General features: G+C 58.5%; 14 protein-coding genes. All 14 read right to left on the bottom strand.

Translation table 11 applies throughout. The features are described from left to right. Positions 1–70: 70 nt before the first annotated feature. From ftsA to mraZ, 14 genes are read right to left on the bottom strand one after another with little or no spacing between them, the layout of a single operon-like run. On the bottom strand, positions 71–1,330 hold the full coding sequence (gene ftsA / locus B347_RS0104970) for a cell division protein FtsA (RefSeq protein ID WP_019408606.1): 1,260 nt from the start codon (positions 1,328–1,330) through the stop codon (positions 71–73). A 15-nt stretch (positions 1,331–1,345) separates the two neighbouring features. Continuing rightward, a complete protein-coding gene (locus B347_RS0104965) occupies positions 1,346–2,212 on the bottom strand; it encodes a cell division protein FtsQ/DivIB (protein ID WP_019408605.1) in 867 nt (288 codons plus the stop codon). Positions 2,213–2,216: 4 nt separating this feature from the next. Then, positions 2,217–3,173: a D-alanine--D-alanine ligase gene (locus B347_RS0104960; protein WP_019408604.1), complete on the bottom strand. Its 957-nt coding sequence runs from the start codon at positions 3,171–3,173 to the stop codon at positions 2,217–2,219. Next, positions 3,170–4,630 (bottom strand): UDP-N-acetylmuramate--L-alanine ligase, encoded by a 1,461-nt coding sequence (murC, locus tag B347_RS0104955; protein ID WP_019408603.1) that lies wholly within the window; start codon positions 4,628–4,630, stop codon positions 3,170–3,172. Before murC ends, B347_RS0104960 begins: the two co-directional genes overlap by 4 nt. Continuing rightward, positions 4,623–5,693 (bottom strand): undecaprenyldiphospho-muramoylpentapeptide beta-N-acetylglucosaminyltransferase, encoded by a 1,071-nt coding sequence (murG, locus tag B347_RS0104950; RefSeq protein ID WP_019408602.1) that lies wholly within the window; start codon positions 5,691–5,693, stop codon positions 4,623–4,625. Before murG ends, murC begins: the two co-directional genes overlap by 8 nt. Then, complete coding sequence (gene ftsW / locus B347_RS0104945) at positions 5,683–6,897, bottom strand: putative lipid II flippase FtsW (protein ID WP_019408601.1); 1,215 nt, start codon at positions 6,895–6,897, stop codon at positions 5,683–5,685. The genes murG and ftsW overlap by 11 nt, the downstream gene beginning before the upstream one ends. Next, positions 6,894–8,240, bottom strand: coding sequence for a UDP-N-acetylmuramoyl-L-alanine--D-glutamate ligase (murD, locus tag B347_RS0104940; RefSeq protein ID WP_019408600.1), 1,347 nt, complete (start codon positions 8,238–8,240; stop codon positions 6,894–6,896). Before murD ends, ftsW begins: the two co-directional genes overlap by 4 nt. Positions 8,241–8,245: 5 nt before the next feature. Continuing rightward, entirely contained in the window at positions 8,246–9,328 is a 1,083-nt protein-coding gene (mraY, locus tag B347_RS0104935; RefSeq protein WP_019408599.1) for a phospho-N-acetylmuramoyl-pentapeptide-transferase, read from the bottom strand. Further along, positions 9,328–10,695 carry a UDP-N-acetylmuramoyl-tripeptide--D-alanyl-D-alanine ligase gene (locus tag B347_RS0104930; RefSeq protein WP_019408598.1) on the bottom strand — a complete coding sequence of 456 codons (1,368 nt, stop codon included), beginning with the start codon at positions 10,693–10,695 and terminating at the stop codon, positions 9,328–9,330. Before B347_RS0104930 ends, mraY begins: the two co-directional genes overlap by 1 nt. Then, complete coding sequence (locus B347_RS0104925; protein ID WP_019408597.1) at positions 10,688–12,151, bottom strand: UDP-N-acetylmuramoyl-L-alanyl-D-glutamate--2,6-diaminopimelate ligase; 1,464 nt, start codon at positions 12,149–12,151, stop codon at positions 10,688–10,690. The genes B347_RS0104930 and B347_RS0104925 overlap by 8 nt, the downstream gene beginning before the upstream one ends. Continuing rightward, on the bottom strand, positions 12,151–13,899 hold the full coding sequence (locus tag B347_RS0104920) for a penicillin-binding transpeptidase domain-containing protein (RefSeq protein ID WP_019408596.1): 1,749 nt from the start codon (positions 13,897–13,899) through the stop codon (positions 12,151–12,153). The genes B347_RS0104925 and B347_RS0104920 overlap by 1 nt, the downstream gene beginning before the upstream one ends. After that, entirely contained in the window at positions 13,896–14,189 is a 294-nt protein-coding gene (gene ftsL / locus B347_RS0104915; RefSeq protein ID WP_026013991.1) for a cell division protein FtsL, read from the bottom strand. The genes B347_RS0104920 and ftsL overlap by 4 nt, the downstream gene beginning before the upstream one ends. Then, on the bottom strand, positions 14,186–15,133 hold the full coding sequence (gene rsmH, locus B347_RS0104910) for a 16S rRNA (cytosine(1402)-N(4))-methyltransferase RsmH (RefSeq protein ID WP_019408594.1): 948 nt from the start codon (positions 15,131–15,133) through the stop codon (positions 14,186–14,188). Before rsmH ends, ftsL begins: the two co-directional genes overlap by 4 nt. Further along, entirely contained in the window at positions 15,130–15,585 is a 456-nt protein-coding gene (mraZ, locus tag B347_RS0104905; protein WP_019408593.1) for a division/cell wall cluster transcriptional repressor MraZ, read from the bottom strand. The genes rsmH and mraZ overlap by 4 nt, the downstream gene beginning before the upstream one ends. Positions 15,586–15,803 lie beyond the last annotated feature (218 nt).

Here is a 15,803-nt window from a genome sequence, read left to right as displayed (position 1 = left end):
CCCTCTCCTTTCAGTTCTCTAGTTTTTTTCGCCTACTTCTACTGCTTTTGAATCTTTTACTGCTCAAGCTTTAAAAATTGCCCTGAACCCAACGCTTGAGGCGCTCGAAGACAGGGGCTTTTTGTTCATCACTGCTGTAGTTGTCGCGGTTGCTGATACCCGATATGGAGATACCGTCTGACTGCTTTTGCAGCCCGTACAGCAACAAGCCCACAGCGGTGGAGTAAATCGGATTGCGCACAACGTCGGTCAAACCTTTGAAGCTGTGCGGCACGCCCAAGCGAACCGGCATGTGGAAGATTTCCTCTGCCAGCTCGACTGCGCCTTCCATTTTCGAAGTGCCGCCAGTCAGCACGATGCCGGCCGGGATCAGGTCTTCGTAGCCGCTGCGACGCAGCTCCGCCTGGATCAGGGTGAACAGTTCGTCGTAACGCGGCTCGACCACTTCGGCCAAGGCCTGGCGGGACAGCTCGCGCGGAGGACGATCGCCCACGCTCGGTACTTTGATGGTTTCACCCGCGCCGGCCAGTTTGGCCAGTGCGCAGGCGTAACGGATTTTGATTTCTTCGGCATATTGAGTCGGTGTGCGCAACGCCATCGCGATGTCGTTAGTCACTTGATCACCGGCAATCGGGATCACAGCCGTGTGACGAATCGCGCCTTCGGTGAAGATCGCGATGTCGGTGGTGCCGCCACCGATGTCGACCAGGCACACGCCCAGCTCTTTCTCGTCATCGGTCAGTACCGAATACGCCGACGCCAGTTGCTCGAGGATGATGTCATCGACTTCAAGCCCGCAACGGCGTACGCACTTTTCGATGTTCTGCGCAGCGTTTACCGCACACGTGACCACATGCACTTTGGCTTCCAGACGCACGCCCGACATGCCCAGAGGCTCACGAACGCCCTCTTGGTTGTCGATCACGTAGTCTTGCGCCAAGGTGTGCAATACGCGCTGGTCAGCCGGAATCGCAACCGCCTGGGCAGCGTCGAGAACGCGTTCAAGGTCGGCAGTGCTGACTTCACGGTCGCGGATCGCAACAATGCCGTGGGAGTTCAGGCTGCGGATGTGATTGCCCGCAACGCCAACGAACGCCGAGTGAATCCGGCAACCGGCCATCAGCTGCGCTTCTTCAATAGCGCGCTGGATCGATTGCACGGTGGACTCGATGTTCACCACCACGCCCTTCTTCAGGCCACGGGACGGATGCGTGCCAATACCGACGATTTCGATGGTGCCGTCTTCCCCGACCTCGCCCACCAGCGCCACCACTTTGGAGGTGCCGATATCGAGACCGACGATCATTTTTCCGCTTTGCACGTTTGCCATGGGTCCTGCCTCTTCTTAATTCTTCGCGACAGCGGGTTGGGCTGCCGTGGGTGCCACAGGTTCCCGCCAGCCGACGGCCAATCCGTTGGCATAACGCAAATCAATGCGCGCTATGTTTGTAATCTGATCTTTCAGCGTCTTGTCATAGATGGCTATGAAACGACGCATTTTCTCTACCAAGTGATCGCGCCCCAACAGCAGCTCGATTCCAGGCCCTGCACTGCCAGCTCCGGTGGTCAGGAACCAGCTACCGCGCTCACGCAATTCCAAACGGGCAATCGAAAAGCCCATTGGACGCAGCATCTGGCTCAGCACCTGATACTGCTGCATCACTTGTTGTTGAGCCCGTTGTGGGCCAAACAGCTGCGGCAAATGTTCGTAGTTGGCCAGCTCACGCGGGGTAAACGCCTGACCCTGGTTGTTCAGCAGTGCTTCATCGCCCCAACGTGCCACCGGCAGTTGCTCTTCAAGGCGAATCACCACTTGGTCCGGCCACACCCGACGGACTTCGGCGTGGGCAATCCATGGCATTTGTTCAAGCTCGGTGCGCATGCCCTCCAGATCGACCGTGAAAAAACTCGCGGCCATATAAGGAGCAATACGCTGTTGCACGGCCTGCTGGCTGATGTAGGTCAAATCACCCTGCACATTGATGTTAGTGATCGGTCGATCCGCGTACGGCATCAGGCGTTGTGCGCCTTCGTACGTACCGAACCCCAGCACCACCAGCAACACCGGCCAAAACAGCACTTTCAAAAAACCAAAGTTGGCTTTTGGCACACGCGCGGACATCGGCTCTTTAGCCACCATTCGGCTGGCACCCCGTGGCACCGGCTTGCGGCCGGGTACGGGTTGCTGATGACGAAGCGATGCGCCTTGCATGGTCTTAACCTCGCGCCTCAACACTGGCTGCCAAAATCGACAGCACCAGTTGCTGGAAATCCAGGCCAGCAGCCTTGGCCGCCATCGGCACTAGGCTGTGGTCAGTCATGCCCGGCGCGGTGTTGACTTCCAGCAGCCAGAACTGGCCATCGGTGTCTTGCATCACGTCCAGACGGCCCCAACCGGCAATACCAATCGCCTCACAGGCTTTCGCCGTGAGTTCCATAAGCTCTTGTTCCTTGTCGCTATCAAGGCCGCACGGGATTCGATACTGGGTATCGTTGGCCACGTACTTGGCGTCGTAGTCGTAAAAGGTGTGGGGCGTACCCAGGGCAATCGGAGGCAACACCTGGTCACGCAGAGTGGCGATGGTGAACTCGGGACCCGAGATCCACTGCTCAACCAAAACTTGCGAGTCGTACTTGATGGCATCGGCCCACGCGGCGATCAACTCGTCCACGTTACTCACTTTGGCCATACCGATACTTGAACCTTCATGCGCCGGTTTGACGATCAAAGGGAAGCTCAGTTCCTTCGCCGCAGAAATACAATCGGCTTCGCTGCTCAGTACGGCGTGACGCGGGGTTGGAATCCCTAGGCTGTGCCACACTTGTTTGGTGCGCAGCTTGTCCATGGCCAGTGCCGAAGCCAAGATGCCGCTGCCGGTGTAAGGAATGCCCAGGCATTCCAGCAGGCCTTGCATGCTCCCGTCTTCGCCGCCACGGCCGTGAAGAATAATGAAGGCGCGGTCAATTTTTTCGGAGGTGATACGGCTGATGAAGTCATCGCCCACATCGATACCGAAGGCGTTGACGCCAGCACCCTGCAAGGCCTTGAGTACGGCATTGCCCGAGTTCAAAGACACTTCACGCTCGGCGCTTTTACCGCCGAACAACACCGCTACCCGGCCGAATTCGGCTGGGGCGATGGTCGAGAACAGATTGGCGTAAGCAGCAGTCATTTCAGCTTCCCCTCGTTGGCAGCGATAACAGCGCCGGCGAACAACGGACTCTTGATAAGTTGTGGCGCTAGGCGGCCGATGTCGCCCGCTCCTTGGCACAACAGAATGTCGCCAGCGCGCAACAGCGGCTTGACGATCGGCGCCAGCTCAACGCCGCGCTCAATGTAGATCGGGTCCAACTGGCCGCGCTGACGAATGCTGTGGCACAGCTGACGGCTGTCAGCACCCGGAATAGGCTCTTCGCCCGCTGGGTAGACTTCCATCAACAACAGCACGTTGGCATCGGCCAGAACCTGCACGAAATCGTCGTACAGATCACGGGTGCGGCTAAAACGGTGCGGCTGGTAAACCATGACCAGTCGACGATCCGGCCAGCCACCGCGCACCGCTTTGATCACTGCTGCGACTTCAGTTGGGTGATGACCGTAGTCATCAACCAGCATCACGTTGCCGCCTTCAACTGGCAGCTCGCCGTAGACTTGGAAGCGTCGGCCCACGCCTTGGAAGCCCGACAGGCCTTGAACGATGGCTTCATCGCTGATGCCTTCATCCGAGGCAATGCAAATGGTGGCCAAGGCGTTCAGCACGTTGTGGTTGCCCGGCATGTTGACCGACACATCCAACGGCTCGCGGTCAGGGCGCAGAACAGTGAAGAAGGTTTGCATGCCCTGCTGGCGCACATTGATTGCGCGAACGTCAGCGCCTTCATTGAAGCCGTAAGTCACGGTCGGACGCTTGACCAGTGGCAGAATTTCACGCACTACCGGGTCGTCTAGGCACAGCACAGCCAGGCCGTAGAACGGCAGGTTGTGGAGGAACTCGACGAAGGTTTTCTTCAGTTTGTTGAAGTCACCTTCGTAGGTTGCCATGTGATCGGCGTCGATGTTGGTGACCACCGCAACCATCGGCTGCAAGTGCAAGAAGCTGGCATCGCTTTCGTCTGCTTCGGCAATCAGGTAACGGCTGGTACCCAGTTGTGCATTGGTGCCCGCTGCATTCAGCCGACCACCGATCACGAACGTTGGGTCCAGGCCACCGGCCGCGAACACCGACGCCAGCAAACTGGTGGTGGTGGTTTTACCGTGCGTACCGGCAACGGCGATGCCATGTCGATAGCGCATCAGTTCAGCCAGCATCTCGGCCCGCGGGACGACCGGAATACGGCGTTCCAACGCGTTGGCCACTTCCGGGTTGGACGTGTTGACAGCGCTCGACACCACCAGTACATCGGCATTGACCGCGTTTTCGGCGCGGTGACCAATAAAGATCTGCGCGCCGAACGATTCAAGGCGTTCGGTCACAGCCGATGCATTCAGGTCAGAACCCGACACTTGATAGCCCAAGTTCAGCAGCACTTCAGCGATACCGCACATCCCCACACCGCCGATACCGACGAAGTGGATACGACGGATGCGGCGCATTTCCGGTTGTGGCATGGCTTTCTGATTCTCAACCATTGGCCACCTCCAGGCAGATGTCTACGACGTTGCGGGTGGCATCGGGTTTAGCCAAGCGGCGCGCATTGCTCGCCATGCTGTTCAGTCGTTCCGGTTGCATCAAAACCTCTGTCAGGCGTGCAGCCAGTTCGGCTGCGCCAGTTGTTGCTTGTGGCATCACGAAGGCCGCGCCTTCACGTGCCAAAAAGTCGGCATTACGGCTCTGATGGTCGTCAATCGCGTGGGGCAATGGCACCAGCAACGAAGGCAGACCGGCCGCAGCCAGTTCACTGACGGTCAGTGCGCCTGCGCGACAAACCACCAGGTCGGCCCAGCCATAGGCGTGGGCCATGTCTTTGATAAAAGGCTGTACATCAGCCTCGACGCCGACCGCGGTGTAGCGCTCGGCGGTAATCTGATCGTGCTGCTTACCCGCCTGATGAAACACCTCAGGGCGAACCTCGACCGGCACGTTGGCCAAGGCTTCAGGCAGTAGCTTGTTTAGCGGTTCAGCCCCCAAGCTGCCGCCCAACACCAGCAGGCGCGCCTTGCGCCCTTCGAGTGCCGCGCGAGGTGCGAGGGTGAACAACTCAGGACGCACCGGATTGCCGGTGGTGCGAAGTTTGTCGCTGGCCGCAAAAGTCTGCGGGAAGGCTTCACACACACGGTGGGTCATCGGTACCAGCAAGCGGTTAGCCGTACCGGCAACCGCGTTTTGCTCATGAATGATCACCGGCACGCCGCAGGTCTTGGCTGCCAGGCCGCCAGGCCCGGTCACGTAGCCACCAAAGCCGAGCACACACACGGGCTTGAGCTGACGGATAATCTTTCGCGCCTGAAACAAGGCATTGATCAACACAAACGGCGCTTTGAGCAGCGACAGTTTGCTTTTGCCACGCAAGCCCGCGACGTTGATCCGGTGCAAGGTGAAGCCCGCTGGTTCAACCAGTTCGTTCTCGATGCCACGCGGTGTTCCGAGCCAGTGCACGGTGTAGCCACGTGCTTCAAACTCACGCGCACACGCCAGCGCAGGGAACACGTGCCCGCCAGTGCCGCCTGCCATGATCAGCACATTAGCGCCCATGGTTCGGCTCCTCTGCGAAGTCGCTTTCTTTGAAATCGGTCTCTTCGCTGCCCAAGTGGGTTCGACTCTCCCACTCGATGCGCAGCAACAAACCCATACACACGCAGCAAATCACCAACGAACTGCCGCCATAACTGAGGAATGGCAAGGTCAGACCTTTGGTCGGCAGCAAGCCGACGTTTACCCCGATGTTGATCAGGAACTGGCCGATCCACAGGAACGACAGGCCGTACGCCATGTAAGCCGAAAAGTATTGTTTGGCACGCTCTGCCCACATGCCTATGTACATGCCACGCACGCAGACAAACACGAATAACGCCACGGTCAGCAACGAACCGACAACGCCCAGCTCTTCAGCCAACACCGAGAACACGAAGTCGGTGTGCGCTTCCGGCAGGTAGAACTGCTTCTGTACGCTGTTGCCCAACCCCACCCCCAACCACTCGCCGCGACCAAACGCGATCAGTGCCTGGGTCAATTGGTAGCCGGAACCAAACTGGTCAGACCATGGGTCGGTAAACGTAATCAGACGTGCCATCCGATATGGCTGGGCTTGGACCAGCACGAACACCGCGCCCACCGCTAACGCCACCATTAACGCGAAGCGGAACAGGCCAACACCGCCGAGGAACAACATGGCCGCCGCAGCGCCCATCATTACCACGGTGGCGCCAAAGTCGGGCTCCATCAGCAGCAGACCAGCCATGGGCAGCAACACGATGAAGGGCTTGAAGAACCCCATCCAACTGTCGCGGACTTCCTTCTGCTGGCGCACTAGGTAACCGGCGAGGTAAATCACCACGAACACCTTGGCGATTTCAGAAGGCTGTACGTTGAAGAAGCTGAAACCGATCCAGCGCATCGAACCGTTTACCTCACGGCCAATGCCCGGCAGCAATACCATGACCAGCAAGCCGAACGCGCCGATCAGCAACATGAAGCCCAAGCGCTGCCACGTGGCTATCGGCACCATCATGGTCATGATGCACGCGCCCAGCCCGAGCACGATGTAGAACAGGTGACGGATCATGTGGTACAGCGTGTTACCCGACTGCAAGGCAGCCACTTCGGACGAGGCCGAGGTGATCATCACTAGACCGAGGCCAAGCAACGCAAGGCAACCGGCCAGCAACGGAAAGTCGAGGTCAATGCCACGGCCCGTGATCAGCGGTGAAGGGTAAGGTTTCAGGAAGCCGAAGATCATGCCAAGGCCTCCACTGCGCGAGCAAATAGATGACCGCGCTCTTCGTAGTTCTTGAACATGTCAAAACTCGCACACGCAGGCGACAGCAGCACCGCGTCACCGCTATAGGCCAGCGAACGGCTGCGGGCAACGGCTTCGTCGAGCGAACCCACACGGATCTGCGCAACCGAATCACCCAAGGCGGCGGCGATCAGGTCGGCATCACGCCCCATCAACACCACGGCGCGGCAATGCTTGGCCACCGAGTCACGCAGGCCGCTGAAATCGGCGCCTTTGCCGTCACCGCCGGCAATCAGTATCAGCTTGCCGTCCATGTCTGAACCCAAGCCGTCAATAGCCGCCAGGGCTGCACCGACGTTAGTGGCTTTGGAGTCGTTGTAGTAGCTCACGCCATCCAGTTCGCGGACCCACTGACAGCGATGCTCAAGGCCGGTGAACGTGCGCAGGCTCGACAACATCGCGTCGAACGGCAGGCCCGCGGCATGGCCCAGCGCCAATGCAGCCAGAGCGTTAGCTTGGTTGTGGGCACCACGAATTTTCAATTCGCGTACAGGCATCAAGTTCTGGAATTCAAAGGCGAGGTATTTTTCGCCATGTTCTTCACGCAGGCCGAATGCTTTGAAATCTGGCGCACTGAGACCGAAGGTCCAGCACGGCAAACCTTCGCCCATCAGCGGACGGGTCAGTGCATCCTGACGGTTGACCACCACTTGCCGCGCACCCCGAAAAATCCGGTGTTTGGCCAAGTGATACGCCGGCAGGCCGCTGTAGCGGTCCATGTGGTCTTCACTGACGTTAAGTACAGTGGCGACTTCAGCGCCTAGGTGATTGGTGGTTTCGAGCTGAAAGCTCGACAGCTCCATCACGTACAGCTCGATGTCATCGCTAAGCAGGTCCAACGCTGGGGTACCCAGGTTGCCGCCGACCGCCACGCGCTTGCCCGCGGCCACTGCCATTTCACCGACCAGCGTGGTCACGGTGCTTTTGGCGTTGGAACCACTGATTGCCACGATAGGCGCTTTCGCGTTACGCGCGAACAGGTCGATGTCACCCGAGAGCTTCACGCCACGGGCAGCGGCCGCTTGCAGCGCAGGCGTCGCCAATGCCAGACCAGGACTCACGTAAAGCTCGTCGGCACGGCACAGGAACTCGACATCCAGCTCGCCACAACGCACCTCCACTTGCGGGTAGTCACGGCGCAGCGTGGCCAGCTCCGGTGGATTTTCCCGCGTGTCAGCCACAGCAAACGACACGCCCTGGCGCGCTAGAAAGCGAACCAGGGACATGCCGCTCTTGCCGAGGCCGACAACGATGCGGAAGTGGTCAGAAGCGATCAGAGACACAGGTTCTACCTCAGCTTCAGTGTGGCAAGACCGATCAACACGAGGATCACGGTGATAATCCAAAAACGGACAATCACGCGCGGCTCGGGCCAGCCCTTGAGTTCAAAGTGGTGATGTATCGGTGCCATGCGAAACACCCGCTTGCCGGTCAACTTGAACGACGCGACCTGGATCACCACCGACAGTGTTTCCATCACGAACACACCGCCCATGATGAACAGCACGATTTCCTGACGCACGATGACCGCGATGGTGCCCAAGGCGGCACCCAGCGCCAGTGCACCGACGTCACCCATAAATACTTGTGCGGGGTAGGTGTTGAACCACAGGAACCCAAGCCCGGCGCCAATGAGTGCGCCGCAGAACACAATCAGCTCACCTGCGCCCGGTACATACGGGATCAGCAGGTAGTCCGCGAATTTCAGGTTACCCGACAGGTAGCAGAAAATACCCAACGCACCGCCGACCATCACGGTTGGCATGATCGCCAGACCGTCGAGGCCGTCAGTCAGGTTGACTGCGTTGCTCGACCCCACAATCACGAAATAGGTCAAGACCACAAAACCGATGCCCAACGGGATGCTGGCGCCTTTAAGGAACGGCAGGATCAAGGTGGTTTCGACTGCGCTAGGTGCCGTCATGTACAAGAAAATCGCAGCGGCGAGACCAAACACCGACTGCCAGAAATACTTCCAGCGGCTTGGAAGGCCGCGAGAGTTCTTTTCGATGACCTTGCGGTAGTCGTCTACCCAGCCAATGGCACCGAAGAGCAGGGTCACTAGCATCACCACCCACACGTAGCGGTTACTCAGATCAGCCCACAACAAGGTGCTGACGGTAATGGCCGACAGGATCAGTGCGCCACCCATGGTAGGCGTGCCAGATTTGGACAGGTGCGATTGCGGGCCGTCGTTACGAACCGATTGTCCGATCTGACGGTTTTGCAGGGTGCGGATCATCCACGGCCCCAGGCACAGCGACAACGACAACGCAGTGAGTACGCCAAGAATCCCGCGCAGGGACAAGTACTGGAAGACTGCAAAGCCCTTGTAGAACTGTTGTAGATACTCCGCTAGAAGCAGCAGCATTAATGTTTCTCCCCGCTGGAACCGCACAGCGCCGCAACGACGTTTTCCATCGCTGCGCTGCGCGAGCCCTTGATCAAAATAGTGGTGTTTGTTTCGTGCTCGGTGCGAAGCGCCTGGATCAGGTCAGCCTGATTGGCGAAGTGACGAGCCTGGTGTCCACATGCAGCGACGGCATGAGCCATCAGTGGTCCCACCGCATAGAGCGCTGAAACCTTGTCGGCGGCATAAGCGCCAACTTCACGATGTCCTTGCTCTGCCCACTCACCCAGCTCGCCAATATCTCCGAGTACCAGGACGGTACGACCGGAAAAGCCGGCGAGTATATCAATGGCAGCACACATTGAGGTGGGGTTTGCGTTGTAAGTGTCATCAATAATTCGTAAACCTGTGCTAGTCAGTTGCGCGACAGCGCGCCCTTTGACTGGCAACACGGCTTCGAGGCCGGTTTTGATCCCGAACAAGGACACGCCCAACGCATAAGCAGCCGCGGCTGCGGCCAGAGCGTTCGCCACGTTATGGCTGCCCAGCAAGTTCAGTTGAACCTGCTCAACGCCCAGCGGAGTGTGCATCTTGAAGCCTTGGCAGCCGCGTGCATCGCGAACCAGAGCGCTTGCGTAAAAGTCAGCCTGGGCATTGTCCAGCGAGAAACTCAGCACCTTGCGACCTGCCGCACGGGCCTGCCAAATGCCGAACGCCTTGTCGTCCAGATTTAGAACGGCGACGCCATCGGCATCCAGCCCTTCGATAATTTCACCTTTGGCCTCGACGATTTTCTCAGGGCCGCCGAACTCACCCACGTGCGCGGTGCCGGCATTGTTCAGCACCGCGACACGAGGCTTGGTCATAGCTACGGTGTAGGCAATTTCGCCGACGCGCGATGCGCCCAATTCGATCACTGCCGCCGTGTGTTCCAGCGTCAGTTCGAGCAGGGTCAGCGGCACGCCCAGATCGTTATTCAAATTGCCTTTGGTCGCCAGCACCGGGCCACGGGTGCGCAGGATGCAGGCGAGCATTTCTTTGACGGTGGTTTTGCCGCTGGAGCCGGTAATTGCGGCGACGGGTTTGTCGAAGCCGGCACGGTTCAGCGCACCCAATTGGCCCAACGCTTCACGCGTATCCTTGACCACCAATTGCGGCAACGCTGACTCAGGCACTTCGCGCTCTACCAGCGCGGCAACAGCGCCTTTGGCTGCAACTTCATTCAAGTAGTCATGACCATCAAAACGCGGGCCCGTCAGAGCGATAAACAACTGGCCCTGAGCAATGGCACGGCTGTCGATGCTGACGCCATTGAATCGGCTGTCCACGCTGACCAGACGGCCGTTAAGGGTGGCAGCGATTTCGCTCAACAAAAGAGGCTTAAGCATGGGCAACCTCCCAAGCAGCCAAGGCTTTCCCGGCTTCGACCAGGTCAGAGAAGTCATGGCGCTCGCCGTTGATTTCCTGATAGTCCTCGTGACCTTTACCGGCTAGCACTATGACGTCTTCAGCGCGCGCATTGGCGATGATCTGCGCAATGGCTGCGCCTCGACCGGCGACGAAAACCACCTTATCTGCATCCGCAAAACCAGCACGAATGTCTGTGAAAATCTGCGCTGGATCTTCAGTACGCGGGTTGTCGTCGGTCACCAGTACCGCGTCAGCCAAACGCTCAACCACCTCAGCCATTAAGGGGCGCTTGCCGCGATCACGGTCGCCGCCACAGCCGAACAGGCACTGCAACTGGCCTTTGGCATGAGGGCGCAGTGCGAGCAGCACTTTTTCCAGCGCATCCGGGGTATGGGCGTAATCAACCACAACCAACGGCTTCACACCGCCGCCCAAGCGCTGCATGCGCCCAACTGGGCCTTCAAGTTTAGGCAGCACGTTAAGAATTTCGTCGAGTGCGTAGTCGAGACCGAGCAACGCACCCATAGCCGCCAGCACATTGCTCAGGTTGAAACGCCCGAGCAACGCGCTGCGCAGATGGTGCTCACCTTGCGGCGTGACCAGGGTGGCGCGCACGCCATCGTCATCAAAAGTCGCTTCGCGGCAATACAAATAGGCGCTGCTGTCTTCGAGGCTGTAGCTGATTAGGCGCGACTCGTGTTTTTCAGCAGCCAGTTGGCGACCGAAATCATCATCCAGATTGAGCACCCGACAACGCAGGTTTGGCCAGGCAAACAGCTTGGCCTTGGCGGCGGCGTAAGCCTGCATGGTGCCGTGATAGTCCAGGTGATCGCGGGACAAGTTGGTCAGCACTGCCACATCAAACGCCAGTGCGCTGACTCGACCCTGATCCAGACCGTGGGACGACACTTCCATGGCCACGGCTTTGGCACCGGCCTTTTTCAGGTCGGTCAACATGGCCTGCACGGCAATCGGGTCTGGGGTGGTGTGGCGACCGCTTTGCAGCGCGCCATAAAAACCGGTGCCCAGGGTGCCTACGATGCCGCAGTGCTGGCCGAGCAAATCCAGGGCTTGGGCAACCAACTGGGTCACGCTGGTTTTACCGTTGGTGCCGGTGACGCCCACCAAATTCAGGTGATGGCTCGGCTCGCCATAAAAGCGTCCGGCGATGTCTGAAAGCTGTGCTGCCAGACCTTTCACCGGGATCAACGGCACATGGGTAATAGGCAGCACAGAAGCGCCGTCTACTTCATAGGCAACCGCTGCAGCGCCGCGCTTCAAGGCGTCGCTAATGTGTTCACGACCATCGAGCTTGCCGCCCGGCACCGCGAGGAACAGATCACCCGCGCGTACATTGCGGCTGTCGAGGCTCAATTCACGGATCAGCAAGTCGTGACCGGCGTGAGGGAAAATCTTATTCAGGCTCAGGGACATTAGCCGCGCCCTCCTTTGGCTGCCGCAGCGGTTGCCGCCGCTTGTTGCTCTGCTGCCGTTGGCAGGTTGTCAGGGGTGACGTTCATCAGGCGCAACGTACCCGACATCACCTTGCTGAACACCGGCGCCGATACCAGGCCACCGAAGTAGCCCGCTTTGCTCGGTTCATCGATCACGACCACGATCGCGTAACGCGGGTCGCTCATCGGGCCAAAGCCGGCGAACAGGGAGCGGTATGAGTTAACGGCGTAGCCTTTGACCCCGCCGGAAGATGTTTTACGCGCAGTACCGGACTTGCCACCCACGTGGTACGCCGGAACCTTGGCGCGCCAAACACCACGCGGGTTTTCGATCACTTCCTGAAGCATGCCCTGCAAGGTTTTGGCGACTTGCTCCGGCATCACTTGCGTGGCTTGGACTGGCTTGTCCTTATCTGTCTTGAGTAAGGTCAGCGGCGCCAGCTTGCCGTTGTTGGCCAACGCCGAGAACGCGTGAACCAATTGGATCGCGGTCACAGAGACGCCGTAGCCGTAAGACAAGGTTGCCGTTTCGGCCTTGCGCCACTCGCGGTAGTTCGGCAGGTTGCCGACGCGCTCGCCTGGGAAGCCAAGGCCGGTGTCCTGACCCAAGCCCAATTTGGCCATCTGACGGAAAATCGCTTCGCCGCCAATATCGAAGGCCACTTTACTCATGCCCACGTTACTGGAGTTGATCAAAATACCAGTCAGGTCCAGAACCGGACCTTCGGTACGCGATACGTCACGAATGGTGTATTTGCCCAGTTGCAGCGTGCCCGGGTAGACCTCGACTTTGTCAGTCGGTTTCCAGCGGCCGGTTTCCAGGGCCGCACTCATCGAAATCGGTTTTACCGTCGAACCCGGTTCAAACACGTCGATCATGGCGCGGTTACGCATCATCGCCGGTTGCAGGTTGCGACGGTTGTTCGGGTTGTAAGTCGGTTGGTTGACCATGGCCAGAATTTCGCCGGTCTTCACATCCATGATCACTAGGCTGCCAGCCTTGGCACCGTTTTCGACCAGCGCATTGCGCAGCTCACGGTTAGCCAGGTATTGCAGGCGCAGGTCAATCGACAACGCCAAGGTCTTCCCTGCCTTGGCGTTTTTGGTCACTTGGATGTCTTTGATCAGACGCCCACGTCGGTCCTTAATGACTTGTCGCTTGCCCGGTACGCCAGCCAGCCACTCGTCATAGGCCAGTTCGACGCCTTCGCGCCCTTTGTCGTCAATGTCGGTAAAGCCCACCATGTGCGCGGTTACTTCACCCGCCGGGTAAAAGCGGCGGAACTCTTCAATGCCGTATACACCCGGCACTTTCAGGTCGAGCACGACTTGACCCTGCTCAGGGGTCAAGCCCCGCACAAGGTAGATAAATTCTTTATTGGCTTGTTGCTCAAGGCGCGCAGTCAGCACCTTCGGATCTTGGCCAAGCGCGTGCGCCAACGCGGGCCAGCGATCTTTTGCTGCCTGCATTTCCTTGGCATTAGCCCACAACGTGGTGACCGGCGTACTGACCGCCAACGGCTCGCCATTGCGGTCGGTAATCAGCCCGCGGTGCGCCGGGATGGTGATGTGACGCAAGCTACGGGCATCGCCCTGGCCTTTGAGGAAGTCGTGATCAATGACCTGCAAGTAGACGATTTGGCAGACAATCGCGCCCACCAGCAGTGCCAGCAGTGCCAGCACCACGCGAAAACGCCACGGATAAAGTGCGCCTTCGAGTTTGATCATGGCGCCACCATCCGAACTTCTGCTGCACTTGGAATGTGCATTTTCAGTTGTTCGCTGGCCAGGGTTTCGATGCGGCTATGCGCCGTCCAGGTGCTTTGCTCCAGGATCAAACGCCCCCATTCGGCCTGAGCCTTGTCACGCACACTCAGCTCCCCGTACAGGGTATTGAGCAATTGACGGTTCCAGTGCGCGCTGTAAGCAACGCCCACCGCCGAAACCAGCACGGCAACAAACAGCAGCAGCATGAAGAAACTTCCGCCGGGAAGTGGTTTGGCGTAAAGCTTGTTCAACGAAGCTTCTCCGCGACGCGCATGACAGCGCTGCGCGAGCGCGGATTGGCCTTAAGCTCTGCTTCAGAAGCGAACTGTGCCTTGCCATGAATTTTGATCTTGGGTTCAAAGGTTTTGTGCTGCACCGGCAAGCCACGAGGCAGGTTGTCGGGCTCACCTTTGACCAAATCACGCATGAACAATTTGACGATGCGGTCTTCAAGCGAGTGGAAGCTGATCACGACTAAGCGACCGCCCACTTCCAGCGACTCCAAGGCAGCCTCCAGCCCAGCCTTGAGGTCTCCGAGTTCGTTATTGACGTGAATACGCAAGCCTTGGAATGTCCGGGTAGCGGGGTGCTTACCCTTTTCCCAGGCCGGATTAGCGACTTTGAGAACTTCAGCGAGATCGCCTGTGCGCTCGAACGGCGTAATGTCACGTCGCTCTACAACGGCACGGGCCATACGCCCGGAAAAACGCTCCTCACCGTATTCTTTGAATACGCGGGCAATTTCTTCTTGGGAGGCGGCGTTCACAAATTCGGCTGCGCTGATCCCCGCATCGGGGTTCATACGCATGTCCAGCGGGCCGTCGTTCATGAAGCTAAAGCCACGCTCAGGGTCATCGAGCTGCGGCGAGGACACACCCAGATCGAGCAGGACGCCGTTGACTTTACCGGCCAGACCGCGCCCAGCAATTTCGGATCCCATTTCTGCAAAACTACGCTGCACAATGACAAAGCGGCCGTCTTCGGCCGCTAGCGCTTGCCCGGTGGCAATCGCTTGTGGATCTTTATCAAACCCGAGAAGACGCCCCTCAGGACCCAGCTTCTGGAGTATCAAGCGGCTATGTCCGCCGCGACCGAAGGTGCCATCCAGATAGCATCCATCAGGACGTACGGCGAGAGCCTCTACGGCTTCATCGAGCAGTACGGTGATGTGGTTGAAGTCGCTATCAATAGTCACAGGATTAAATCACGCAGTTCATCAGGCATCGCGCCCGGTTGTTGAATGGCTGCAAGGTCAGCGGCAGAAACAGCTTCCCAGGCATCCTCGTCCCACAGTTGAAACTTGTTCAGTTGGCCCACCAACATCGCGCGCTTGTCCAACTTGGCATACTCACGCAAACGCGGCGGCACCAGAAAACGACCACTGCCATCGAGTTCAAGGTCGACGGCATTACCAATCAACAGGCGTTGCAAACGGCGGTTTTCTTCACGCAACGAAGGCAACGCCCGCAGCTTGGTTTCAATCAACTCCCACTCATCGAGCGGGTACACACATAAGCAGGGATCTACCGCATCAATGGTCACGATCAGTTGCCCGGAGCTTCTCGAAATCAGCTCGTCACGGTACCGACTCGGCATTGCGAGACGGCCCTTGGCATCGAGACTGATTGCGTTAGCTCCGCGAAACACGAGGCGTCACTCCAAAAATTAGCGTTTTACGTTCAAAAAACCCACTTTCTGCCACTTTTCGCCACTTGTGCACACTATAGGAATGCGCCCACCACACCGTCAAGGCGCGGCCCCAAGGAAAATCCTTACATTACTGAGATTTAGGAGAGTAATTAGACGTACAGCAATAAGCGGGGGTGTTCTTTGACGCACGATAAGCAGCTAACTCAATGCCTCAG

It is taken from the genome of Pseudomonas psychrophila HA-4, from assembly GCF_000282975.1.
In the GTDB taxonomy this organism is placed as follows: Bacteria; Pseudomonadota; Gammaproteobacteria; order Pseudomonadales; family Pseudomonadaceae; genus Aquipseudomonas; species Aquipseudomonas psychrophila_A.
Note: the sequence above shows the minus strand (reverse complement) of the source record. Positions and strands in the feature narration are given on the sequence as shown.

Coding starts and splice junctions, on each gene's coding strand:
- ftsA (WP_019408606.1), bottom strand. CDS start 1,330: ATGGCAAACGTGCAAAGCGGAAAAATGATCGTCGGTCTCGATATCGGC.
- B347_RS0104965 (WP_019408605.1), bottom strand. CDS start 2,212: ATGCAAGGCGCATCGCTTCGTCATCAGCAACCCGTACCCGGCCGCAAG.
- B347_RS0104960 (WP_019408604.1), bottom strand. CDS start 3,173: ATGACTGCTGCTTACGCCAATCTGTTCTCGACCATCGCCCCAGCCGAA.
- murC (WP_019408603.1), bottom strand. CDS start 4,630: ATGGTTGAGAATCAGAAAGCCATGCCACAACCGGAAATGCGCCGCATC.
- murG (WP_019408602.1), bottom strand. CDS start 5,693: ATGGGCGCTAATGTGCTGATCATGGCAGGCGGCACTGGCGGGCACGTG.
- ftsW (WP_019408601.1), bottom strand. CDS start 6,897: ATGATCTTCGGCTTCCTGAAACCTTACCCTTCACCGCTGATCACGGGC.
- mraY (WP_019408599.1), bottom strand. CDS start 9,328: ATGCTGCTGCTTCTAGCGGAGTATCTACAACAGTTCTACAAGGGCTTT.
- B347_RS0104930 (WP_019408598.1), bottom strand. CDS start 10,695: ATGCTTAAGCCTCTTTTGTTGAGCGAAATCGCTGCCACCCTTAACGGC.
- B347_RS0104925 (WP_019408597.1), bottom strand. CDS start 12,151: ATGTCCCTGAGCCTGAATAAGATTTTCCCTCACGCCGGTCACGACTTG.
- B347_RS0104920 (WP_019408596.1), bottom strand. CDS start 13,899: ATGATCAAACTCGAAGGCGCACTTTATCCGTGGCGTTTTCGCGTGGTG.